Source organism: Streptomyces sp. 5K101, assembly GCF_046506645.1.
In the GTDB taxonomy this organism is placed as follows: domain Bacteria; phylum Actinomycetota; class Actinomycetes; order Streptomycetales; family Streptomycetaceae; genus Streptomyces.
Genome location: NZ_JBKFFO010000001.1, coordinates 387,249 through 405,273, shown reverse-complemented (window position 1 = coordinate 405,273; position 18,025 = coordinate 387,249). Strand labels below are relative to the sequence as shown.

Here is an 18,025-nt window from a genome sequence, read left to right as displayed (position 1 = left end):
CGCCGGCGCCAACCGCCCGCGACGCCCCACCCCCTCGGTCAGATCTCCCCCAGCGTGACCTCCGCCGTGCGCCGCGACCCGCCCCGTTCGTACGTCACCGTCACCTTGTCGCCCGGCCGCCGTGAGGCCAGCGCCTCGGCCAGCGACGTGATGGTCGTGATCTCCTCGTCCTCGACCCTGGTGATGATGTCGCCAGCCCGCAGCCCCGCCTTCTGCGCGGCGCCGCCCGCCGCGACCTCGACCACCGCCACACCGGACGGGACGTAGTCGTCGTTGAGGACCGTACGGCCCGTGATGCCGAGCGCGGCGCGGCCCGAGTCCGTGACCCGGCCCGTCCTGATGATCTGGTCGGCCACCGTGCGCACCATCGAGACCGGGATGGCGAACCCGATGCCGGGGGCCTGGCCCTCGCCCAGCGTGGGATCCACCGCGGCGAGCGTGGGGATGCCGATGACCTCGCTCTCCATGTTGACCAGCGCGCCCCCGCTGTTGCCCGGGTTGATCGGGGCCGAGGTCTGCACCATGTTGCCGATGGTCGCCCCGGGCGTGCCGTCCCGGCTGCTCTCGCTCACCGTCCGGCCGATCCCCGAGACGATGCCCTGGGTGACGCTGCTGGACAGACCCAGCGGTGAACCCATGGCGAGCACGATCTGCCCGACCTGGACCGTGGAGGAGTCGCCGAACTTCGCCGCCTCGAGCCCGTCGGGCACGGACTCCAGCCGGATGACCGCGAGATCCTGTTCCGGGTACGAGAAGACCAGCCGCGCCGTCAGCGGCGCCTCGCCCGTCGCCGGCGTCACCGCGAACGACCGGGCGTCCCCCACCACGTGCGCGTTGGTGACGATGTGTCCCTTGTCGTCGTAGACGACTCCGGAGCCGAGGCTCTCGCCCGCCTCGATCTGGACGACCGACGGGAGGACGTTCCTGATGACGGTCAGGTAGTCGTCCTCCAGCTCGTTGGCGGCGGTCGGCGCCATGGCGCGCGCCGGCTCCTGGCCTGACGGCGCGGACGGCCGCGGCGCCGAGGCCTGCGAGCAGCCGCCGACGAGCACGGCCGCGCAGAGCACCGACGTGACGCAGAGCACGGCCGTGACGAGCAGCGGGGCGGGGCGTGACGGGCGGCGGTGCGGGGAAGCGCTCATGCCGGGAGTATCCCTTTTGTCCCACCCAGGGTGCCTGCCGGGAACCGCCGATCAGGGGCCGGGCGGCCGGCCCCGCCAGGGGCCTCAGGCCCGCCGTACTCCGCACAGATGCAGCAGCGCCGCCACCCGCCGGTACGGATCGGTGCGCCCCGCCCGCTCCTCCGCGGCGAGCAACTGCTGGAGTTCCTCCGCCGGGGGCAGTTCGACGTCGTTGCCGACGTTGTCCGTGAAGACCCGCACGCCGTACCAGGCGTGCAGCGGAGCGTTGATCCCCTCGAGCGTCGCCGTCATCGCGGCCAGCCGGTCGGCCCGCACGGTCAGCCCGAGCCGGTTCGTGTACGTGTCCGTGCCGAACGCGGCCCTGGCCGCCGGCCAGTCACCGGCCAGCCCCGGCCGCATCGCCAGCGCGTCGCCGTTGCGCACGAGGAGGGACAGCAGACCGCCCGGCGCCAGCATCCTGGCGAGGCCGGCGAGCATCGCGTCGGCGTCGGCGACGTACATGAGCACGCCGTGGCACAGCACCACGTCGAAGCTGCCCGGCAGGAAGTGGACGCCGGTGTCGCGGCCGTCGCCCTCGATCAGCCGGACCCGCTCGCGGATCCCGGCCGGTTCGCCGGCGAGCGCGTCACGCGCCGCCTTCAGCATGACCGGATCCGACTCCAGGCCCGTGACCGTGTGCCCGGCCCGTGCCAGCCGCAGTGCCTGCGTGCCCTGGCCCATGCCCACGTCGAGCACGCGCAGCCGCTGCCCGACCGGGTAGCGGCCGGAGATCTGCTCCTCCAGCTGACGGGCGACCAGCTCCTGGCGCACGGTGTTGCGCAGGCCGCCCGCACCCGCGAGCCACTCGGCCGACGCCCCCGCGAAACCCGAGGGCTCGGCGGAGTACGTGCTCAGGGCCGCTCTCCGCGCTTGACCTGCGGCTTGGGAAGGCGCAGTCGGCGCATCTGGAGCGTACGCATCAGGCCGTACGCGACCGCGCCGCGCTTCGGCTCGTTCGGGAAGCGCTCCCGCAGCTGCTTCTTGAGCCGGATCGCCAGACCGATGGAGTCGATGACGATCAGCACGATCACGCCGAGCCACAGCAGCAGCGCGATGTTCTGGAGCTGGGCGACCCGGATCATGCTCAGCACGAGGATCACCACCGCGAGCGGCAGGAAGAACTCGGCGATGCAGAAGCGGGAGTCGACGAAGTCGCGCACGAAGCGCCGCACCGGACCCTTGTCACGGGCCGGCAGATAGCGCTCGTCACCGCTGGCGAGGGCCTCGCGCTGCTTGGCCAGGTCCGCACGGCGGGCCTCGCGCTGGCGCTTCATGGCCTCCTTGCGGTCCATCGGCGGGCTGGATGCACGCCGGCGCTGGCCCTGGGCCTCACTGCGCTTCGGCGTCGGGCGGCCCTTGGGGGCCTCAGGGTCGCGGGGCTGCTTGGAGAGGTCCGCCGTCACCTTTTCGGTGGGGGCCTTCTCGTCCTTGGAACGGCTACGGAACACAAAGCCCAAGGGTACGGGGTGCCAGGCATGGACCCCACCCCGGCGGGGAACGATCCCGCAACGGCATGCGTCCGTAAAGGACACAAGCACCACAGAGCGGACGGCGCGTGACGGGTCCCCCACGATCACCTACTCCCTGGGCCTGACCGGGGCCGTTCGCAGTCGTCCTTGGGGAGGAGCGCATCCGCGCTTGAACAGTGCGGTAATGGATGCAGGGCCCGTACTGTGGGTTCTGTTGAGTGGTGGAAGCCGAGTCCGTCAGAAGGGGGCGCGCGAAGCCCATGAGCGGTGTCATGAAGCGTATGGGGATGATCTTCCGCGCGAAGGCGAACAAGGCCCTTGACCGGGCCGAGGACCCGCGCGAGACCCTCGATTACTCGTACCAGAAGCAGCTGGAGCTGCTTCAGAAGGTCCGCCGCGGAGTCGCGGACGTCGCCACGTCCCGCAAGCGCCTCGAGCTCCAGCTCAACCAGCTCCAGGGCCAGTCCGCCAAGCTGGAGGACCAGGGACGCAAGGCGCTGGCGCTGGGCCGCGAGGACCTGGCGCGCGAGGCCCTCTCCCGCCGTGCCGCGCTTCAGCAGCAGGTGACCGACCTGGAGACCCAGCACCAGACGCTGCAGGGCGAGGAGGAGAAGCTCACGCTCGCCGCCCAGCGGCTGCAGGCCAAGGTCGACGCCTTCCGTACGAAGAAGGAGACGATCAAGGCGACGTACACCGCGGCCCAGGCGCAGACCCGGATCGCGGAGTCCTTCTCCGGCATCTCGGAGGAGATGAGCGACGTCGGCGTCGCCATCCAGCGGGCCGAGGACAAGACCGCGCAGCTCCAGGCGCGGGCGGGCGCGATCGACGAGCTGCTCGCCTCCGGGGCCCTGGACGACCAGTCGGGCCTGGCGAAGGACGACATCCAGGCCGAGCTCGACCGCCTCTCCGGTGGTACGGACGTCGAGCTGGAGCTCCAGCGCATGAAGGCCGAGCTGGCCGGCGGCCCGGCGCAACAGCAGGCGATCGAGGGCGGCGCGGGCCGTCAGGACGCGGCGTCGCAGCAGCAGAGCACCCCGAAGTTCGACAAGCAGTAGTCCCAGTAGTCCCACATGCAGTAGTCCCACACGAGACGAGGACTCGTCATGATCGTACGGATCATGGGGGAGGGGCAGCTGGAGGTGGCGGACAGCCACTTCCCGGAGCTGAACAAGCTCGACGACGAGCTGCTCGCGGAGATGGAGAGCGGTGACGGCACCGGCTTCCGCCGGACGCTGCACGCGCTGCTCGAGAAGATCCGCGAGTTCGGCGAGCCGGTGCCCGACGCTTCCCTGGAGCCGTCCGAGCTGATCCTTCCCGCGCCGGACGCGACGCTGGAAGAGGTCCGGGAACTGCTGGGCGAGGACGGCCTGATCCCCACCACCCCGGAGACGGAGTCCCCCCGCACGGCCCCCTCCGACGACCCGACTCCGGTGGAGCCCCCCGACTGACGGACGCTCCGGCCCCGTACCGTGCTGCGCGTGGCGGGGCCGAGGGGGCCGGGCCCCGGGTGACCGGTCCGCGGACCCCGTAACGTAGCCGGACGTGACCTCACTCGCCGACCGGGCCTCGCGGGCCCAGCACTGGCTGCGCGCCCACCCCCTGGCGTTCGACGCCGCGCTCGCCGTCGGCGTGCTCGTCTGCATGGTCACCGGGTCCTTCGCCGACCCGCACGGGCCGCACGGACCCACCTTCGGCACCCGCACCCCCGAGGTCCGCAGCGCCGTCCTGATGGTCGTCGCCGCCGGAGCCCTCGTCTTCCGGCGGCGCGAGCCGATGGCCGTGCTCGGCGTGACCGGTCTCGTGTCCGTCGTCGAGCTGGTGGCCGGCGACCCCGCCGCGCCCGTCGCGATGAGCGCCGTCATCGCCCTCTACACCGTCGCGTCCACCACCGACCGGCCCACGACCTGGCGCGTCGGACTGCTGACGATGGCGGTGCTGACCGGCGCCGCGATGTCCTTCGGCTCCACGCCCTGGTACACCCAGGAGAATCTCGGCATCTTCGCCTGGACCGGCATGGCGGCCGCCGCCGGCGACGCCATCCGCAGCCGCCGTGCCTTCGTCGACGCCATACGCGAGCGGGCCGAGCGCGCCGAGCGGACCCGCGAGGAGGAGGCAGGGCGCCGCGTCGCCGAGGAACGACTGCGCATCGCCCGCGATCTGCATGACGTCGTCGCCCATCACATCGCCCTCGTCAACGTGCAGGCCGGCGTCGCCGCCCACGTCATGGACAAACGGCCCGACCAGGCCAAGGAAGCACTCGCCCACGTGCGCGAGGCCAGCCGCTCGGCACTGGACGAACTGCGCGCCACCGTCGGTCTGCTGCGCCAGTCCGGCGACCCCGAGGCCCCCACCGAACCGGCCCCCGGCCTCGCCGTCCTCGACCAGCTCGTCGCCACCTTCGGCCAGGCCGGTCTGCCCGTCGAGGTCGCCCGCGCCGACGAGGGCGTCACACCGCCGGCGGCCGTCGACCTCGCCGCGTACCGGATCATCCAGGAGTCGCTGACGAATGTACAGAAGCACGCGGGCCCGGACGCCAGGGCCGAGGTGAGCGTCGTGCGCGTCGGTTCCACGCTGGAGGTGACCGTGATCGACAACGGCGCCGACGGCCCGGCCCCGTCGGACGGCGGCGGCCACGGGCTGATCGGCATGCGGGAACGGGTCACCGCGCTCGGCGGCACGCTGACCGCGGGCCCCCGCTACGGCGGCGGTTTCCGGGTGCAGGCGATACTGCCCCTGCATGCGCGGGCGGCCCGCGCGGGGGAGGACCGATGACCATCCGGGTGCTGCTCGCCGACGACCAGACGCTGCTGCGCAGCGCGTTCAAGATCCTCGTGGACTCCGAGCCCGACATGGAGGTCGTCGCCGAGGCCGCCGACGGCGCGGAGGCCGTCGCCCTCACCCGTACCGCACGCGCCGACGTCGTCCTCATGGACATCCGCATGCCCGGCACGGACGGGCTCGCCGCGACCCGCACGATCAGCGAGGACCCCGATCTGTCGCACGTACGGGTGGTCATGCTGACGACCTTCGAGGTGGACGAGTACGTCGTCCAGTCGCTGCGCGCCGGCGCCTCCGGCTTCCTCGGGAAGGGCGCCGAGCCCGAGGAACTGCTGAACGCGATCCGCGTCGCGGCTGCCGGGGACGCGCTGCTGTCCCCGGCGGCGACCAAAGGGCTGATCGCGAAGTTCCTCGCGCAGGGCGGTGGTGCGGACCACCCGGCCGACCCCGGCGCGTACTCCGAGCGGCTGTCCGCGCTCACCGGCCGCGAGCGCGAGGTGCTGGTGCTGGTCGCCGGCGGGCACTCCAACGACGAGATCGCCGACCGCCTGGAAGTCAGCCCGCTCACGGTCAAGACCCATGTGAACCGGTCGATGGCCAAGCTCGGCGCCCGCGACCGGGCCCAGCTGGTGGTCACGGCATACGAGTCCGGACTGGTACGCCCGCGGGGCGAGTAGCCCACCCGGCCCCGTACCCCGGCGCGGCAGTCCCCGCGGCCCCCGACTGGTACGTCCCCTGGGGAGTGGCCCGCGCGGCGCCGCACTGCACCGGGGCCGGACCCCGCGGCCCCGTCCCCAACGCCCGACGGGCCGGAAGCTGCCGCTCAGTGGCAGGTTCCGGCCCGTCCGGCGTGGTGGTACCGCGGCTCGGTGGTTACGGCAGCGCCAGCATCCGCTCCAGCGCCAGCTTCGCGAAGCTCTCCGTCTCCTTGTCGACCTGGATGCGGTTGACCAGGTTCCCCTCGGCCAGCGACTCCAGCGCCCACACCAGGTGCGGCAAGTCGATGCGGTTCATCGTGGAGCAGAAGCAGACCGTCTTGTCGAGGAAGACGATCTCCTTGCCCTCGTCCGCGAAACGGTTCGCCAGGCGGCGGACCAGGTTCAGCTCCGTACCGATGGCCCACTTCGAGCCGGCCGGCGCCGCCTCCAGGGTCTTGATGATGTACTCGGTCGAGCCGACGTAGTCCGCGGCCGCGACGACCTCGTGCTTGCACTCGGGGTGCACCAGCACGTTCACCCCGGGGATCCGCTCGCGCACGTCGTTGACCGAGTCCAGCGAGAAGCGGCCGTGCACCGAGCAGTGCCCGCGCCACAGGATCATCTTCGCGGCCCGCAGCTGCTCGACCGTGAGCCCGCCGTTCGGCTTGTGCGGGTTGTAGACCACGCAGTCGTCCAGGGACATCCCCATGTCGCGCACGGCGGTGTTGCGGCCCAGGTGCTGGTCCGGCAGGAAAAGGACCTTGTTGTGCCGGGGCTCCCCCTGCTCGAAGGCCCAGTCCAGCGCCCGCTTCGCGTTCGACGACGTACAGATCGTGCCGCCGTGCTTGCCGGTGAACGCCTTGATGTCGGCGGAGGAGTTCATGTACGACACGGGCACGACCTGCTCGGCGACGCCCGCCTCCGTCAGCACGTCCCAGCACTCGGCGACCTGCTCGGCCGTGGCCATGTCGGCCATGGAGCAGCCGGCGGCCAGGTCGGGCAGCACGACCTTCTGGTCGTCGGAGGTCAGGATGTCCGCCGACTCGGCCATGAAGTGCACGCCGCAGAAGACGATGTACTCGGCCTCCGGCCGCGCCGCGGCGTCCCTGGCCAGCTTGAAGGAGTCACCGGTGACGTCCGCGAACTGGATGACCTCGTCGCGCTGGTAGTGGTGTCCCAGGACGAAGACCTTGCTGCCGAGCTTCTCCTTGGCCGCACGGGCGCGCTCCACCAGGTCCGGGTCGGACGGCGAGGGCAGGTCGCCGGGGCACTCGACACCGCGCTCGCTGCGGGGGTCGGCCTCGCGGCCGAGCAGCAGAAGGGCGAGCGGCGTCGGCTGGACGTCGAGCTCGGGGCGGGTTGGGGCGGTGGTCACGACACGCACCCTTTCTTCGTCTGACAGAGGGACCTTCTCGTCTATTTGACGCTATCTATCATAACCGCTTCACGTCACTTTGACGATGGCCATAGCGTCGATGTGACGCACCCCCTCTCCTCAGGCCGGTACCTTGCGCCGACCACGTGTGCGAGCATGAAAGGGAAAGACTAGGGCTCACCCGGAATGAATCCGGGACCCGGCCGGTTGCACCCGTCGGCAAGCAGTCTCCGTACTACCCGGGAGAGAAGCAGATGTCCGTATCGGACGAGACCACCACCGTGAGCGACGGCATCCTCCTGTCCGACGCCGCCGCGGCCAAGGTCAAGGCCCTGCTGGACCAGGAAGGCCGTGACGACCTGGCCCTGCGCGTCGCTGTTCAGCCCGGCGGCTGCTCCGGTCTGCGCTACCAGCTGTTCTTCGACGAGCGCTCGCTCGACGGCGACGTCGTCAAGGACTTCGGCGGTGTCAAGGTCGTCACGGACCGCATGAGCGCCCCGTACCTGGGCGGTGCGTCGATCGACTTCGTCGACACCATCGAGAAGCAGGGCTTCACCATCGACAATCCGAACGCGACGGGCTCCTGCGCCTGCGGCGACTCGTTCAGCTGACACGTCCCGTCCTCGCACGGCGAAAGGCGGCGGCCCCATCCGGGACCGCCGCCTTCGGCGTACGAGGGACGGTGTTATCCCTCGCGGGGCAGCGTCTTGCCCGTGGTCGCGTCCACGACCTTCCGGCCGTCCAGGGGAGCGTCCAGCGTCACCGACTCCGTCAGCTCCTTGGCCATGGCGATGCACACACGGTCCGGGTCCGGATTCGGCTCGACGATCCGGACCCTCACCTCGTCGGGGGTCTCGGTCGCCCGCGCCTCGTAGTCACTGCACACCCCGCCCCAGAACGTCACCCTCAGCGTCCTGCCGTCGGCGCTGTACGAGATGGCCGGCGGTGACGGGACCTTCTCCTCCGGGTCGGTCGGCGTGACGTCCTTCTGCGGCGGCTCCGCGGTCTTGAGGTAGGCCGGCTCCACCGCGGGGTGCGTGACCGTGAACGGCTCGGCCTGACCCTTGGCCTTCACGTGGAACAGCCAGGACGGCACCAGTGCCTGCCGGCCGTCCACGTACTGCGCCGCCAGTCCGAAGACGGCCTTCTCGATCGTCAGCCGCTCCGGCTCAGAGCTGCCGTTCGCCGGCCCGCAGGGAGCGGCGGGCTGCGCGCCCTCGTGCATGTCGTCCTGGTGCGGCACGGGCGTCGCGCAGCCGCCGATGCCGGCCCGGCTGCTGCCCTTGCCGGCTTCGTTGAGTGCCTTCACCGCCTCCTCGGCGGAGATCACCGGGTAGCTGTGGGACTTCACGGGCTTCTTCAGCTGCCCGCTGCCGCCGACCACCTGGGCGTCCGCGCCGACCTGGATGCCGGTGGTCCAGCCGTACGTGGGCAGGCCGCCCACCACCGGGTCGGCATTGACCACCCGCACCGCGCCCATCAGCTGGCGGGCGTCGAGCTTCGCGTCGTCCTGGCCGACGGCGGCCAGCACCGGCGCCGCGGCCTTCTTCGCCGTCGCCTCGTCGACCGCGGGTCCGGGCTCGTCCGGCGCGACGGAGCCGCCCGCCGGGCAGTCCTTGCCCTTCAGGCAGTCGTCGCCGGGCGCGGACCCGTAACGGGCGAACGTCCAGGTGCCCGGAGCCTCCTTGTTCACCTGGAGCAGGGGGCCCGCGCCGTCCTTGTCCGTCCCGATCTTCCAGGCCGCACCGGCCGCCCGCGGCGAACCCGCCACCCCGAGCGCCTTCGCCAGCCGCGTGACCTCGGCCTCCGTCACCGAGCCGGCCGCCCGGTGCACGGCCGCCCGCTCGGGCCCCTCGGGCAGGTCGCCCGCGGCCCGGTAGACCACGTCGCCGCCGTTGGGGTCGGGCTCGCCGGGAGCGATGGAGCCCGCACTGCCGTCGGCGCTCCCCGGCACGTCCAGGGAGAGCAGCGGGGCGGACCCGCTCCGGCCGGCCTCGCTCTTCACGTCCGCCGCCGTGTCGCTGCCGCTGCCCACGCCGGTGGTCGCGACGTACGCCCCGCCTCCGCCGGCGACCAGCACCGCCGCCGCCACCGAGGCGACGACGAGCGGGGAACGCCGGTGGCGGGGGCTGTCGTGCGTCTTCTCCGTGCTGCTCACCGCATCGCTCCTTGTCTCGTGCCTCCCGCAGCGGAGGACACGGATGGGACGGAGCGGGGGAGCGTGTGGTTCCCTCGCGTCACCCGGCCGGGTGGCCGTATCAGTCGCCGTAGTCGGACATCGCGTCCACCAGCCGCGCCGATGCGGGCGGCACCACGACCCCGTGGATGAGCGAGTGGTGCACCGGCGCGGGCGCCGTGACCGCGGGGACGACCCAGTGCGGCGCCATGCGCGCGCAGTCACCGCGCAGCTGGTCGAGACTCATCTCCGACTCCCGCGACTCGCGCGCGGCGATGTGCTTCGTCATAGCGGCACCGTACGCACCGGAGACTGACGGAAAAAAGCCCTACTATCGGGTAGTTTCCGTACCTGGCGGGGGTCCCTGACCCGGTAGCGTGGAGTGACACTGCCAGCCCTCCCCAGGAGCGCCTCACCGTGCGTATCGCAGTCACCGGCTCCATCGCCACCGACCACCTCATGACCTTCCCCGGCCGCTTCGCCGACCAGTTGGTCGCGGACCAGCTGCACACGGTCTCCCTGTCCTTCCTCGTCGACAACCTCGATGTGCGCAGGGGCGGTGTCGGGGCGAACATCTGCTTCGGCATGGGCCAGCTGGGCACCGGGCCCATCCTGGTCGGCGCGGCCGGCTCGGACTTCGACGAGTACCGCGCCTGGCTCGACCGCCACGGCGTGGACACCGCCTCGGTGCGCATCTCCGAGGTCCTGCACACCGCCCGCTTCGTGTGCACCACGGACGCCGACCACAACCAGATCGGCTCCTTCTACACGGGCGCGATGAGCGAGGCCCGCCAGATCGAGCTCAAGTCCGTGGCCGACCGGGTCGGCGGCCTGGACCTGGTGCTGATCGGCGCGGACGACCCCGAGGCGATGCTGCGCCACACGGAGGAGTGCCGCTCGCGCGCCATCCCGTTCGCCGCGGACTTCTCGCAGCAGATCGCGCGCATGGACGGCGACGAGATCCGGATACTGCTGGACGGCGCCGCGTACCTGTTCTCCAACGAGTACGAGAAGGGCCTCATCGAGACCAAGACCGGCTGGACCGACGAGGAGATCCTGGCGAGGGTCGGCCACCGCGTCACCACGCTCGGCTCCCGGGGTGTCCGCATCGAGGCGGCGGGCCAGGAGACGATTGAGGTCGGCTGCCCCGAGGAGGAGGCCAAGGTCGACCCGACCGGCGTCGGCGACGCGTTCCGGGCCGGCTTCCTGTCGGGCCTGTCGTGGGGCGTGGGCCACGAGCGGGCGGCCCAGGTGGGCTGCATGCTGGCGACGCTGGTCATCGAGACGCTGGGCACGCAGGAGTACACGCTGCGGCGGGCGCACTTCATGGACCGCTTCACGAAGGCGTACGGCCACGACGCGGCCTTCGAGGTCCACGCCCACCTGTCCTGACCCGCGGGGGCGCTTTCCCCGGCCGCGCAGGCGGCCCCGGGGGAAGCGCCCCACTCCTACCGGGACCGGCTACACCAGGCGGCGCACCACGTACGCCACGCCTCGCTCCGCCTCCTGCTCGCCCACGTACTCCTGCCCCCGCATCCCGCACCACGCCGGGATGTCCAGCCGGGCCGCCTCGTCGTCCGAGAGCACCGTGACCGTCGCGCCGACCGGCACGTCGCCGATCACCTTCGCCAGTTCGATGACCGGGATCGGGCACCTCCTGCCCAGCGCGTCCACGACGAGCGACGAGCCCGCGCCGGACGGCTCCGCCGAGGCGGCCGGCGCGCCGAGCCGCTCGCGGACCGACGCCACCACCCGAGGCAGCGCCTCCAGGAAGCCGTCCACCTCCGCGGACGTCGTGCCGAGCGGCAGCGACACCCGGACGTTGCCCTCCGACAGCACCCCCATCGCCCGCAGCACATGGCTCGGCGTCAGCGTGCTGCTCGTGCACGACGAACCGGACGACACCGAGTAGCCCGCCCGGTCCAGCTCGTGCAGCACCGTCTCCCCGTCGACATAGAGACAGGAGAACGTCACCAGATGGGGGAGCCGCCGCACCGGGTCGCCCACCACCTCCACGTCGGGCACCAGCTCCGGCACCCGGGTGCGGATCCGGTCCACCAGGGCCCGCAGGCGTACGGCCTGCTCCGCCGCCTCGGCGCGGACCGCGCGCAGCGACGCCGCCGCCGCCACGATCGCCGGGATGTTCTCGAAGCCCGGCGCGCGCCCCGACTCGCGCTCGTCGACGGGACCCTGCGGGGCGAACCGGACACCCTTGCGCACCGCGAGCAGACCGACCCCCGCCGGCCCGCCCCACTTGTGCGCGCTCGCGGTCAGCAGCGCCCAGTCGCCCGCCACCGGCCCCCACGGCAGGGACTGCGCCGCGTCCACCAGCAGCGGCACGCCCGCGTCCCGGCAGGCGTCGGCGACCGCGCCGACCGGCTGCTCGGTGCCCACCTCGTGGTTGGCGGACTGGAGGCAGGCCAGCGCCGTCCCGGAGCCGAGGGCGGCGGCGAACTCGTCGGCGGACACCGAGCCCAGCCGGTCCACCCCCACCTCCGTCACCGACCCGCCCGCCGACTCCCACGAGGCCGCCGAGTGGAGAACGGCGGAGTGCTCGACGGAGGACACCACGAGGTGGCCGCCGACACGCCGACGCGCGGCGAGCACGCCGGAGATCCCGGAGTGCAGCGCGTGCGTCCCCGAAGGAGTGAAGACGATCTCGTCCGGGCGGCAGCCGAGGGCCTCCGCCGCCGCCTCCCGTGCGGCGTCCAGGAGCAGCCTCGCCCGCCGCCCCTCGCGGTAGAGCCGGGCCGGGTCGGCCCAGCCCTCGTCGAGCGACGCCTGCAGGGCCTGACGTGCGACGGGGTGCAGGGGGGCGGAGGATGCGGTATCGAAGTAGGGCACGTCCTCAACGTAACTCCGGACAGGAGAGGGGGCGTCAAATGGGGTCCCGAGTGGGGCATTCCGGGCCTCCGGGCTGGGCTTTCCATCCCTTCGGGGTGTCGGACGGCGCGTTGGGCACCCTCCCCGCGCGACCCCAAATGGCGTCCAGTAGGGTTTGGTCCGCATAAACATCCAAACCCCTGCCCGCGTCAGGGCCCAGCGACCGACCAGCGAGACGGCCGCAGCCGGTCGCGCGGGCCGAGACTCTCGGGAAGGCGCTACGTGAGTCCCAACGGCTCCGACCTCCCCCGCAGCCAAGGCGCGGGTGGTACCCCCACGTCGCGGCGCCCGATGCGGCGGAAGCTGCCGCAGGTGCTGACTGCGGGCCTGATCCTGGCCACCGCCTCCGGTTGCTCATACAACTGGGAGGACTTCCCCCGGCTGGGCATGCCCACTCCGGTGACGGAGGAGGCCCCGCGGATCCTCTCCCTCTGGCAGGGCTCGTGGGCGGCAGCGCTCGCCACGGGCGTGCTGGTGTGGGGCCTGATCCTGTGGAGCATGTTCTTCCACCGGCGCAGCCGCACCAAGGTGGAGGTCCCTCCGCAGACCCGGTACAACATGCCGATCGAGGCTCTGTACACCGTGGTCCCGATCATCATCGTTTCGGTGCTCTTCTACTTCACCGCACGTGACGAGTCGAAGCTGCTCGCCCTCTCGGAAAAGCCCGCCCACACCATCAACGTGGTCGGCTACCAGTGGAGCTGGGGCTTCAACTACGTCGAGAACGTCGACGGGAACGCCCAGACCGGAGCCGAGGTCCCCAAGGAGCTCGACGCCGTTCCGGACAAGTACCAGGAGAGCTTCCCGGCGGGTGCCGAGGGCGTCTACGACGCGGGCATCCCCGGCACCCGGAACCCGCAGACGGGCAACCCCGGTCCGACGCTGTGGCTGCCCAAGGGGGAGAAGGTCCGGTTCATCCTGACCTCTCGCGACGTCATCCACTCCTTCTGGGTGGTCCCCTTCCTGTTCAAGCAGGACGTCATCCCCGGCCACACCAACGTCTTCGAGGTCACCCCGAACAGGGACGGCACCTTCCTGGGCAAGTGCGCCGAGCTGTGCGGCGTCGACCACTCCCGGATGCTCTTCAACGTCAAGGTCGTCTCCCCGGAGCGCTACCAGCAGCACCTGAAGGAACTCGCCGAGAAGGGGCAGACCGGCTTCATCCCGTCGGGCATTGAGCAGACGGACCCGGCCAGGAATGCGGAGAAGAACCAACTGTGAGCATCCTCAACGAACCCCAGGGTGCCGCGGCGGCAGATGAAGACTCGTACGAGAACGAGCTGCCGGTCCGGCGCAAGCAGCCCGGCAACGTCGTCGTGAAGTGGCTGACGACCACCGACCACAAGACGATCGGCACGCTGTACCTCGTCACCTCGTTCTTCTTCTTCTGCATCGGCGGCCTGATGGCGCTCTTCATGCGCGCCGAGCTGGCCCGTCCCGGCACGCAGATCATGTCGAACGAGCAGTTCAACCAGGCGTTCACGATGCACGGCACGATCATGCTGCTGATGTTCGCGACGCCGCTGTTCGCCGGATTCGCGAACTGGATCATGCCGCTGCAGATCGGCGCGCCCGACGTGGCGTTCCCGCGGCTGAACATGTTCGCGTACTGGCTGTACCTCTTCGGCTCGCTGATCGCGGTGGCCGGCTTCCTCACCCCGCAGGGTGCGGCGGACTTCGGCTGGTTCGCCTACGCCCCGCTGTCGGACGCCGTCCGCTCGCCGGGTGTGGGCGCCGACATGTGGATCATGGGTCTGGCCTTCTCCGGCTTCGGCACGATCCTCGGCTCGGTCAACTTCATCACCACGATCATCTGCATGCGCGCGCCCGGCATGACGATGTTCCGGATGCCGATCTTCACCTGGAACGTGCTGCTGACCGGTGTGCTGGTCCTGCTCGCCTTCCCCGTCCTGGCGGCGGCGCTGTTCGCCCTGGAGGCGGACCGCAAGTTCGGCTCGCACATCTTCGACGCCTCCAACGGCGGCGCCCTGCTGTGGCAGCACCTCTTCTGGTTCTTCGGTCACCCCGAGGTGTACATCATCGCCCTGCCGTTCTTCGGCATCGTCTCGGAGATCATTCCGGTCTTCTCCCGCAAGCCGATGTTCGGTTACATCGGTCTGGTCGGCGCGACCATCGCGATCGCCGGTCTGTCCGTGACGGTGTGGGCGCACCACATGTACGTCACCGGCGGCGTGCTGTTGCCGTTCTTCTCCTTCATGACGTTCCTCATCGCGGTCCCGACCGGTGTGAAGTTCTTCAACTGGATCGGCACGATGTGGAAGGGCTCGCTGTCCTTCGAGACACCGATGCTCTGGACGATCGGCTTCCTGGTCACCTTCACCTTCGGTGGTCTGACCGGCGTCATCCTGGCCTCGCCGCCGATGGACTTCCACGTCTCCGACTCGTACTTCGTCGTCGCGCACTTCCACTACGTCGTCTTCGGCACCGTGGTCTTCGCGATGTTCGCCGGATTCCACTTCTGGTGGCCGAAGTTCACGGGCAAGATGCTGGACGAGCGGCTCGGCAAGATCACGTTCTGGACGCTGTTCATCGGCTTCCACGGCACGTTCCTGGTGCAGCACTGGCTGGGCGCCGAGGGCATGCCGCGCCGTTACGCGGACTACCTCGCGGCCGACGGCTTCACCGCGCTGAACACGATCTCCACGATCAGCTCGTTCCTGCTCGGTCTGTCGATCCTGCCCTTCATGTACAACGTCTGGAAGACGGCGAAGTACGGGAAGCAGATCGAGGTCGACGACCCCTGGGGCTACGGCCGTTCGCTGGAGTGGGCCACGTCCTGCCCGCCGCCGCGGCACAACTTCCTCACGCTGCCGCGCATCCGCAGCGAATCTCCCGCGTTCGACCTGCACCACCCGGAGATCGCGGCTCTCGACCAGCTGGAGCACGGCGGCATCCCGGCCGGCGTGACGGCCGGTGGCAAGGAGGAGAGCAAGTGAAGATCCAGGGCAAGATGTTCCTCTGGCTGGGCGTCTTCATCCTGGCCATGGCCGTCCTGTACGGCGTGTGGTCGAAGGAGCCGGCCGGTACCACCGCGCTCTTCCTGGCCTTCGGCCTGAGCGTCATGATCGGCTACTACCTGGCCTTCACGGCCAGGCGCGTGGACGCCATGGCCCAGGACAACAAGGAAGCCGACGTGGCCGACGAGGCCGGCGAGGTGGGCTTCTTCTCCCCGCACAGCTGGCAGCCGCTCTCGCTGGCGATCGGCGGCGCGCTCGCCTTCCTCGGCGTCGCCATCGGCTGGTGGCTGCTGTACTTCTCCCTGCCGCTGATCCTGATCGGCATCTTCGGCTGGGTCTTCGAGTACTACCGCGGCGAGAACCAGAACCAGTAACACCGCGTCAAGCGCGACACGTCGGGCCCGGATCCCCTTCACTCCGATGGAGGCGGATCCGGGCCCCTCGTTTGGAGTCATCCAGCGCGCCGCTCGTGACAAGCGTTCGTAGCGTGTGCTCATGAACCACACGCCTCACTTCCGCACCGTTCTCAGCTGCGTTCTGGCGGTCCTGGCCCTCGGAGCGGTCGTGACCGCGTGCGGCGAGCCCGACGGCCATCCCCTCGCCGCCCAGCCCTACGACGCCGCGCGGCAGGTCAGCTTCAACGCCGGCGCCGGGGACCGCAAGGTCGACCCCGACAAGCCGCTCGAGGTCACCACCGAAGGCGGGTCCGGCCGCATCACCGACGTCACCGTCATCGACGACGCCGGGCACTACCTCGCCGGCGAACTCTCCGCGGACGGCCTGCGCTGGCGCTCCACCGCTCCCCTCGCCGCCGGCGCCCGCTACACGATGCGGGTCGCCACGGAGGACGAGGACGGCGCGCCCGGCCTGCGGACGCTCACCTTCGAGACGAAGCCCGCCGATCGCTTCCTGACCGCCGAGTTCGGCCCGAAGTCGGGCACGTACGGCGTGGGCCAGCCGGTCACGGCCAAGCTCAGCATGGCGGTCAAGGGCCAGGAGGGCAGGCGGGTCGTCGAACGCGCCCTGAAGGTCAGCTCCAAGCCCGCCGTGGAGGGCTCCTGGTACTGGGTGGACGACAAGACGCTCCACTACCGCCCGAGGGAGTACTGGCCCACAGGAACCGTCGTCAACGCGACCAGCAACCTCGCGGGGGTGAAGGTCGAGAACAAGCTCTACGGCGGCCGCTCCAAGCCGCTGAAGCTCACCATCGGCGACCGCATCGAGGCCATAACCGACGCCGCCTCGCACTCCATGGTGGTCAAGCGCAACGGAGAAGTGATCAACACCATTCCGGTGACCACCGGCAAGCCCGGCTTCGCCACGCGCAACGGCATCAAGGTCGTGCTCGGCAAGGAGTCGTTCGTCCGGATGCGCAGCACCAGCATCGGCATCGCCGAGGGCAGCTCGGAGTCGTACGACCTGCCCGTCTACTGGGCGACCCGCGTCACCTGGAGTGGTGAATACCTCCACGCGGCGCCCTGGTCCGTCGGATCACAGGGCCTGGCCAACGTCAGCCACGGCTGCACCGGGATGTCCACCGCCAACGCGGCCTGGTTCTTCAACACGGTCCGGGAGGGCGACATCGTCGAGGTCGTCAACAGCTACGGCGACATAATGGACACGTTCGGCAACGGCTTCGGCGACTGGAACCTGTCCTGGGACAAGTGGCGCGAGGGCAGCGCCCTGACCGGCGGCACACCCCAGGAGACGGGCAGCGCCGCGGTCGCCGCCCGCCTCAGGCCGCTCTTCTAGGGCTCGGTTTGCCTCCGGGGCGCCCAAGACGGCATCGACGGTCGATCGTGCTCAGTCCCTCGTTCCTCGGGACCTCCGCGCGGTCTCCCTTTCGACACCGCCGCGCTCCTTCGGCTCTCCCCCTGGCTCCGCCGGGGGGACCCCCACGCCTCCGGACCGGCGCCCAAGACGGCGTCGACGGCCCGCTCAGGCGGCGTGGTGGGAGAGCCGGTGGCGCAGCAGTGAGGCCAGTGCCTCGGCGAACTCCACCGGCTCCACCGGAAGCGTCACCGCCGCCTCCGCGCGGCTCCAGGTCGCCAGCCAGGCGTCCTGCGGGCGGCCGATGAGCAGCAGCACGGGCGGGCAGTCGAAGATCTCGTCCTTGATCTGCCGGCACACGCCCATGCCGCCCGCCGGGACGGTCTCGCCGTCCAGCACGCACACGTCGATGCCGCCCTCGTCGAGCGCCTTGAGCACGGCGGGCAGGGTCGCGCACTCCACGAACCGCACCGGCGGCACGTCGGCGGCCGGCCTGCGACCCGTTGCCAACCTGACCTGTTCGCGGGTATTGGCATCGTCGCTGTAGACCAGGACCGTGGCGCTCGACTGCATGGTTCCTCCGCCTCGTACGAACAGAGCTTGTGGCGCGGATGCTACTCCTCCCGACTGGCTGTCAACACTGGTTCGGACATGCCTTCGATGGGCCGTTCGGGCTGGACAAGGGCCACTGACACACCGAACAGCACCCCCGGAGTG

The 18,025-nt window shown here is 70.8% G+C and carries 17 protein-coding genes and 1 pseudogene; 10 read left to right on the top strand and 8 right to left on the bottom strand.

Going from position 1 to position 18,025, the window contains the following annotated elements; translation table 11 throughout:
- Positions 1 to 38: 38 nt before the first annotated feature.
- The 3 genes from ACLB9X_RS01805 to ACLB9X_RS01795 form a co-directional block, all read right to left on the bottom strand.
- On the bottom strand, positions 39 to 1,142 hold the full coding sequence (locus tag ACLB9X_RS01805; protein ID WP_410358383.1) for a S1C family serine protease: 1,104 nt from the start codon (positions 1,140 to 1,142) through the stop codon (positions 39 to 41).
- A gap of 84 nt (positions 1,143 to 1,226) precedes the next feature.
- On the bottom strand, positions 1,227 to 1,952 hold the full coding sequence (locus ACLB9X_RS01800) for a class I SAM-dependent methyltransferase (protein WP_410358382.1): 726 nt from the start codon (positions 1,950 to 1,952) through the stop codon (positions 1,227 to 1,229).
- An 80-nt stretch (positions 1,953 to 2,032) separates the two neighbouring features.
- Positions 2,033 to 2,629, bottom strand: a complete 597-nt coding sequence (locus tag ACLB9X_RS01795; RefSeq protein ID WP_410358381.1) for a DUF3043 domain-containing protein — start codon at positions 2,627 to 2,629, stop codon at positions 2,033 to 2,035.
- A 281-nt stretch (positions 2,630 to 2,910) separates the two neighbouring features.
- Between ACLB9X_RS01795 and ACLB9X_RS01790 the strand changes: the two genes are divergently transcribed.
- From ACLB9X_RS01790 to ACLB9X_RS01775, 4 genes and pseudogenes are all read left to right on the top strand, one after another.
- Complete coding sequence (locus ACLB9X_RS01790; RefSeq protein WP_410358380.1) at positions 2,911 to 3,705, top strand: PspA/IM30 family protein; 795 nt, start codon at positions 2,911 to 2,913, stop codon at positions 3,703 to 3,705.
- 48 nt (positions 3,706 to 3,753) lie between these two features.
- Positions 3,754 to 4,026: pseudogene (gene pspAA / locus ACLB9X_RS01785) on the top strand (PspA-associated protein PspAA); the annotation flags it as partial.
- A gap of 166 nt (positions 4,027 to 4,192) precedes the next feature.
- Positions 4,193 to 5,422 carry a sensor histidine kinase gene (locus ACLB9X_RS01780; protein ID WP_410358379.1) on the top strand — a complete coding sequence of 410 codons (1,230 nt, stop codon included), beginning with the start codon at positions 4,193 to 4,195 and terminating at the stop codon, positions 5,420 to 5,422.
- Positions 5,419 to 6,105 carry a response regulator gene (locus ACLB9X_RS01775; protein ID WP_410358378.1) on the top strand — a complete coding sequence of 229 codons (687 nt, stop codon included), beginning with the start codon at positions 5,419 to 5,421 and terminating at the stop codon, positions 6,103 to 6,105. The genes ACLB9X_RS01780 and ACLB9X_RS01775 overlap by 4 nt, the downstream gene beginning before the upstream one ends.
- 196 nt (positions 6,106 to 6,301) lie before the next feature.
- Here the strand turns inward: ACLB9X_RS01775 and nadA are convergent, their stop codons facing one another.
- The gene (gene nadA / locus ACLB9X_RS01770; protein ID WP_410358377.1) at positions 6,302 to 7,510 is read right to left on the bottom strand and encodes a quinolinate synthase NadA; all 1,209 of its coding nucleotides are present in this window, start codon (positions 7,508 to 7,510) and stop codon (positions 6,302 to 6,304) included.
- 245 nt (positions 7,511 to 7,755) lie between these two features.
- Between nadA and ACLB9X_RS01765 the strand changes: the two genes are divergently transcribed.
- Positions 7,756 to 8,112 (top strand): iron-sulfur cluster assembly accessory protein, encoded by a 357-nt coding sequence (locus ACLB9X_RS01765; protein ID WP_030745999.1) that lies wholly within the window; start codon positions 7,756 to 7,758, stop codon positions 8,110 to 8,112.
- Positions 8,113 to 8,186: 74 nt separating this feature from the next.
- On the opposite strand, the gene ACLB9X_RS01760 is transcribed toward ACLB9X_RS01765, so the two are convergent.
- Positions 8,187 to 9,659, bottom strand: coding sequence for a hypothetical protein (locus ACLB9X_RS01760; protein ID WP_410358376.1), 1,473 nt, complete (start codon positions 9,657 to 9,659; stop codon positions 8,187 to 8,189).
- A 100-nt stretch (positions 9,660 to 9,759) separates the two neighbouring features.
- Positions 9,760 to 9,966, bottom strand: coding sequence for a hypothetical protein (locus ACLB9X_RS01755; protein WP_410358375.1), 207 nt, complete (start codon positions 9,964 to 9,966; stop codon positions 9,760 to 9,762).
- Between the two features lie 128 nt (positions 9,967 to 10,094).
- Between ACLB9X_RS01755 and ACLB9X_RS01750 the strand changes: the two genes are divergently transcribed.
- Positions 10,095 to 11,069 carry a carbohydrate kinase family protein gene (locus tag ACLB9X_RS01750; RefSeq protein ID WP_410358374.1) on the top strand — a complete coding sequence of 325 codons (975 nt, stop codon included), beginning with the start codon at positions 10,095 to 10,097 and terminating at the stop codon, positions 11,067 to 11,069.
- Between the two features lie 69 nt (positions 11,070 to 11,138).
- Here ACLB9X_RS01750 and ACLB9X_RS01745 read toward each other — a convergent pair whose 3' ends face one another.
- On the bottom strand, positions 11,139 to 12,521 hold the full coding sequence (locus ACLB9X_RS01745) for a cysteine desulfurase/sulfurtransferase TusA family protein (RefSeq protein ID WP_410358373.1): 1,383 nt from the start codon (positions 12,519 to 12,521) through the stop codon (positions 11,139 to 11,141).
- 261 nt (positions 12,522 to 12,782) lie between these two features.
- On the opposite strand from ACLB9X_RS01745, the gene coxB reads away from it, so the two are divergent.
- The 4 genes from coxB (at position 12,783) to ACLB9X_RS01725 (ending at position 17,290) form a co-directional block, all read left to right on the top strand.
- Positions 12,783 to 13,781: a cytochrome c oxidase subunit II gene (gene coxB / locus ACLB9X_RS01740; RefSeq protein WP_410358372.1), complete on the top strand. Its 999-nt coding sequence runs from the start codon at positions 12,783 to 12,785 to the stop codon at positions 13,779 to 13,781.
- Entirely contained in the window at positions 13,778 to 15,517 is a 1,740-nt protein-coding gene (ctaD, locus tag ACLB9X_RS01735; protein ID WP_410358371.1) for a cytochrome c oxidase subunit I, read from the top strand. Before coxB ends, ctaD begins: the two co-directional genes overlap by 4 nt.
- A complete protein-coding gene (locus tag ACLB9X_RS01730; RefSeq protein ID WP_410358370.1) occupies positions 15,514 to 15,912 on the top strand; it encodes a cytochrome c oxidase subunit 4 in 399 nt (132 codons plus the stop codon). The genes ctaD and ACLB9X_RS01730 overlap by 4 nt, the downstream gene beginning before the upstream one ends.
- Positions 15,913 to 16,033: 121 nt before the next feature.
- Positions 16,034 to 17,290: an Ig-like domain-containing protein gene (locus ACLB9X_RS01725; protein ID WP_410358369.1), complete on the top strand. Its 1,257-nt coding sequence runs from the start codon at positions 16,034 to 16,036 to the stop codon at positions 17,288 to 17,290.
- A 186-nt stretch (positions 17,291 to 17,476) separates the two neighbouring features.
- Here the strand turns inward: ACLB9X_RS01725 and ACLB9X_RS01720 are convergent, their stop codons facing one another.
- Entirely contained in the window at positions 17,477 to 17,881 is a 405-nt protein-coding gene (locus tag ACLB9X_RS01720) for a hypothetical protein (protein WP_410358368.1), read from the bottom strand.
- Positions 17,882 to 18,025 lie beyond the last annotated feature (144 nt).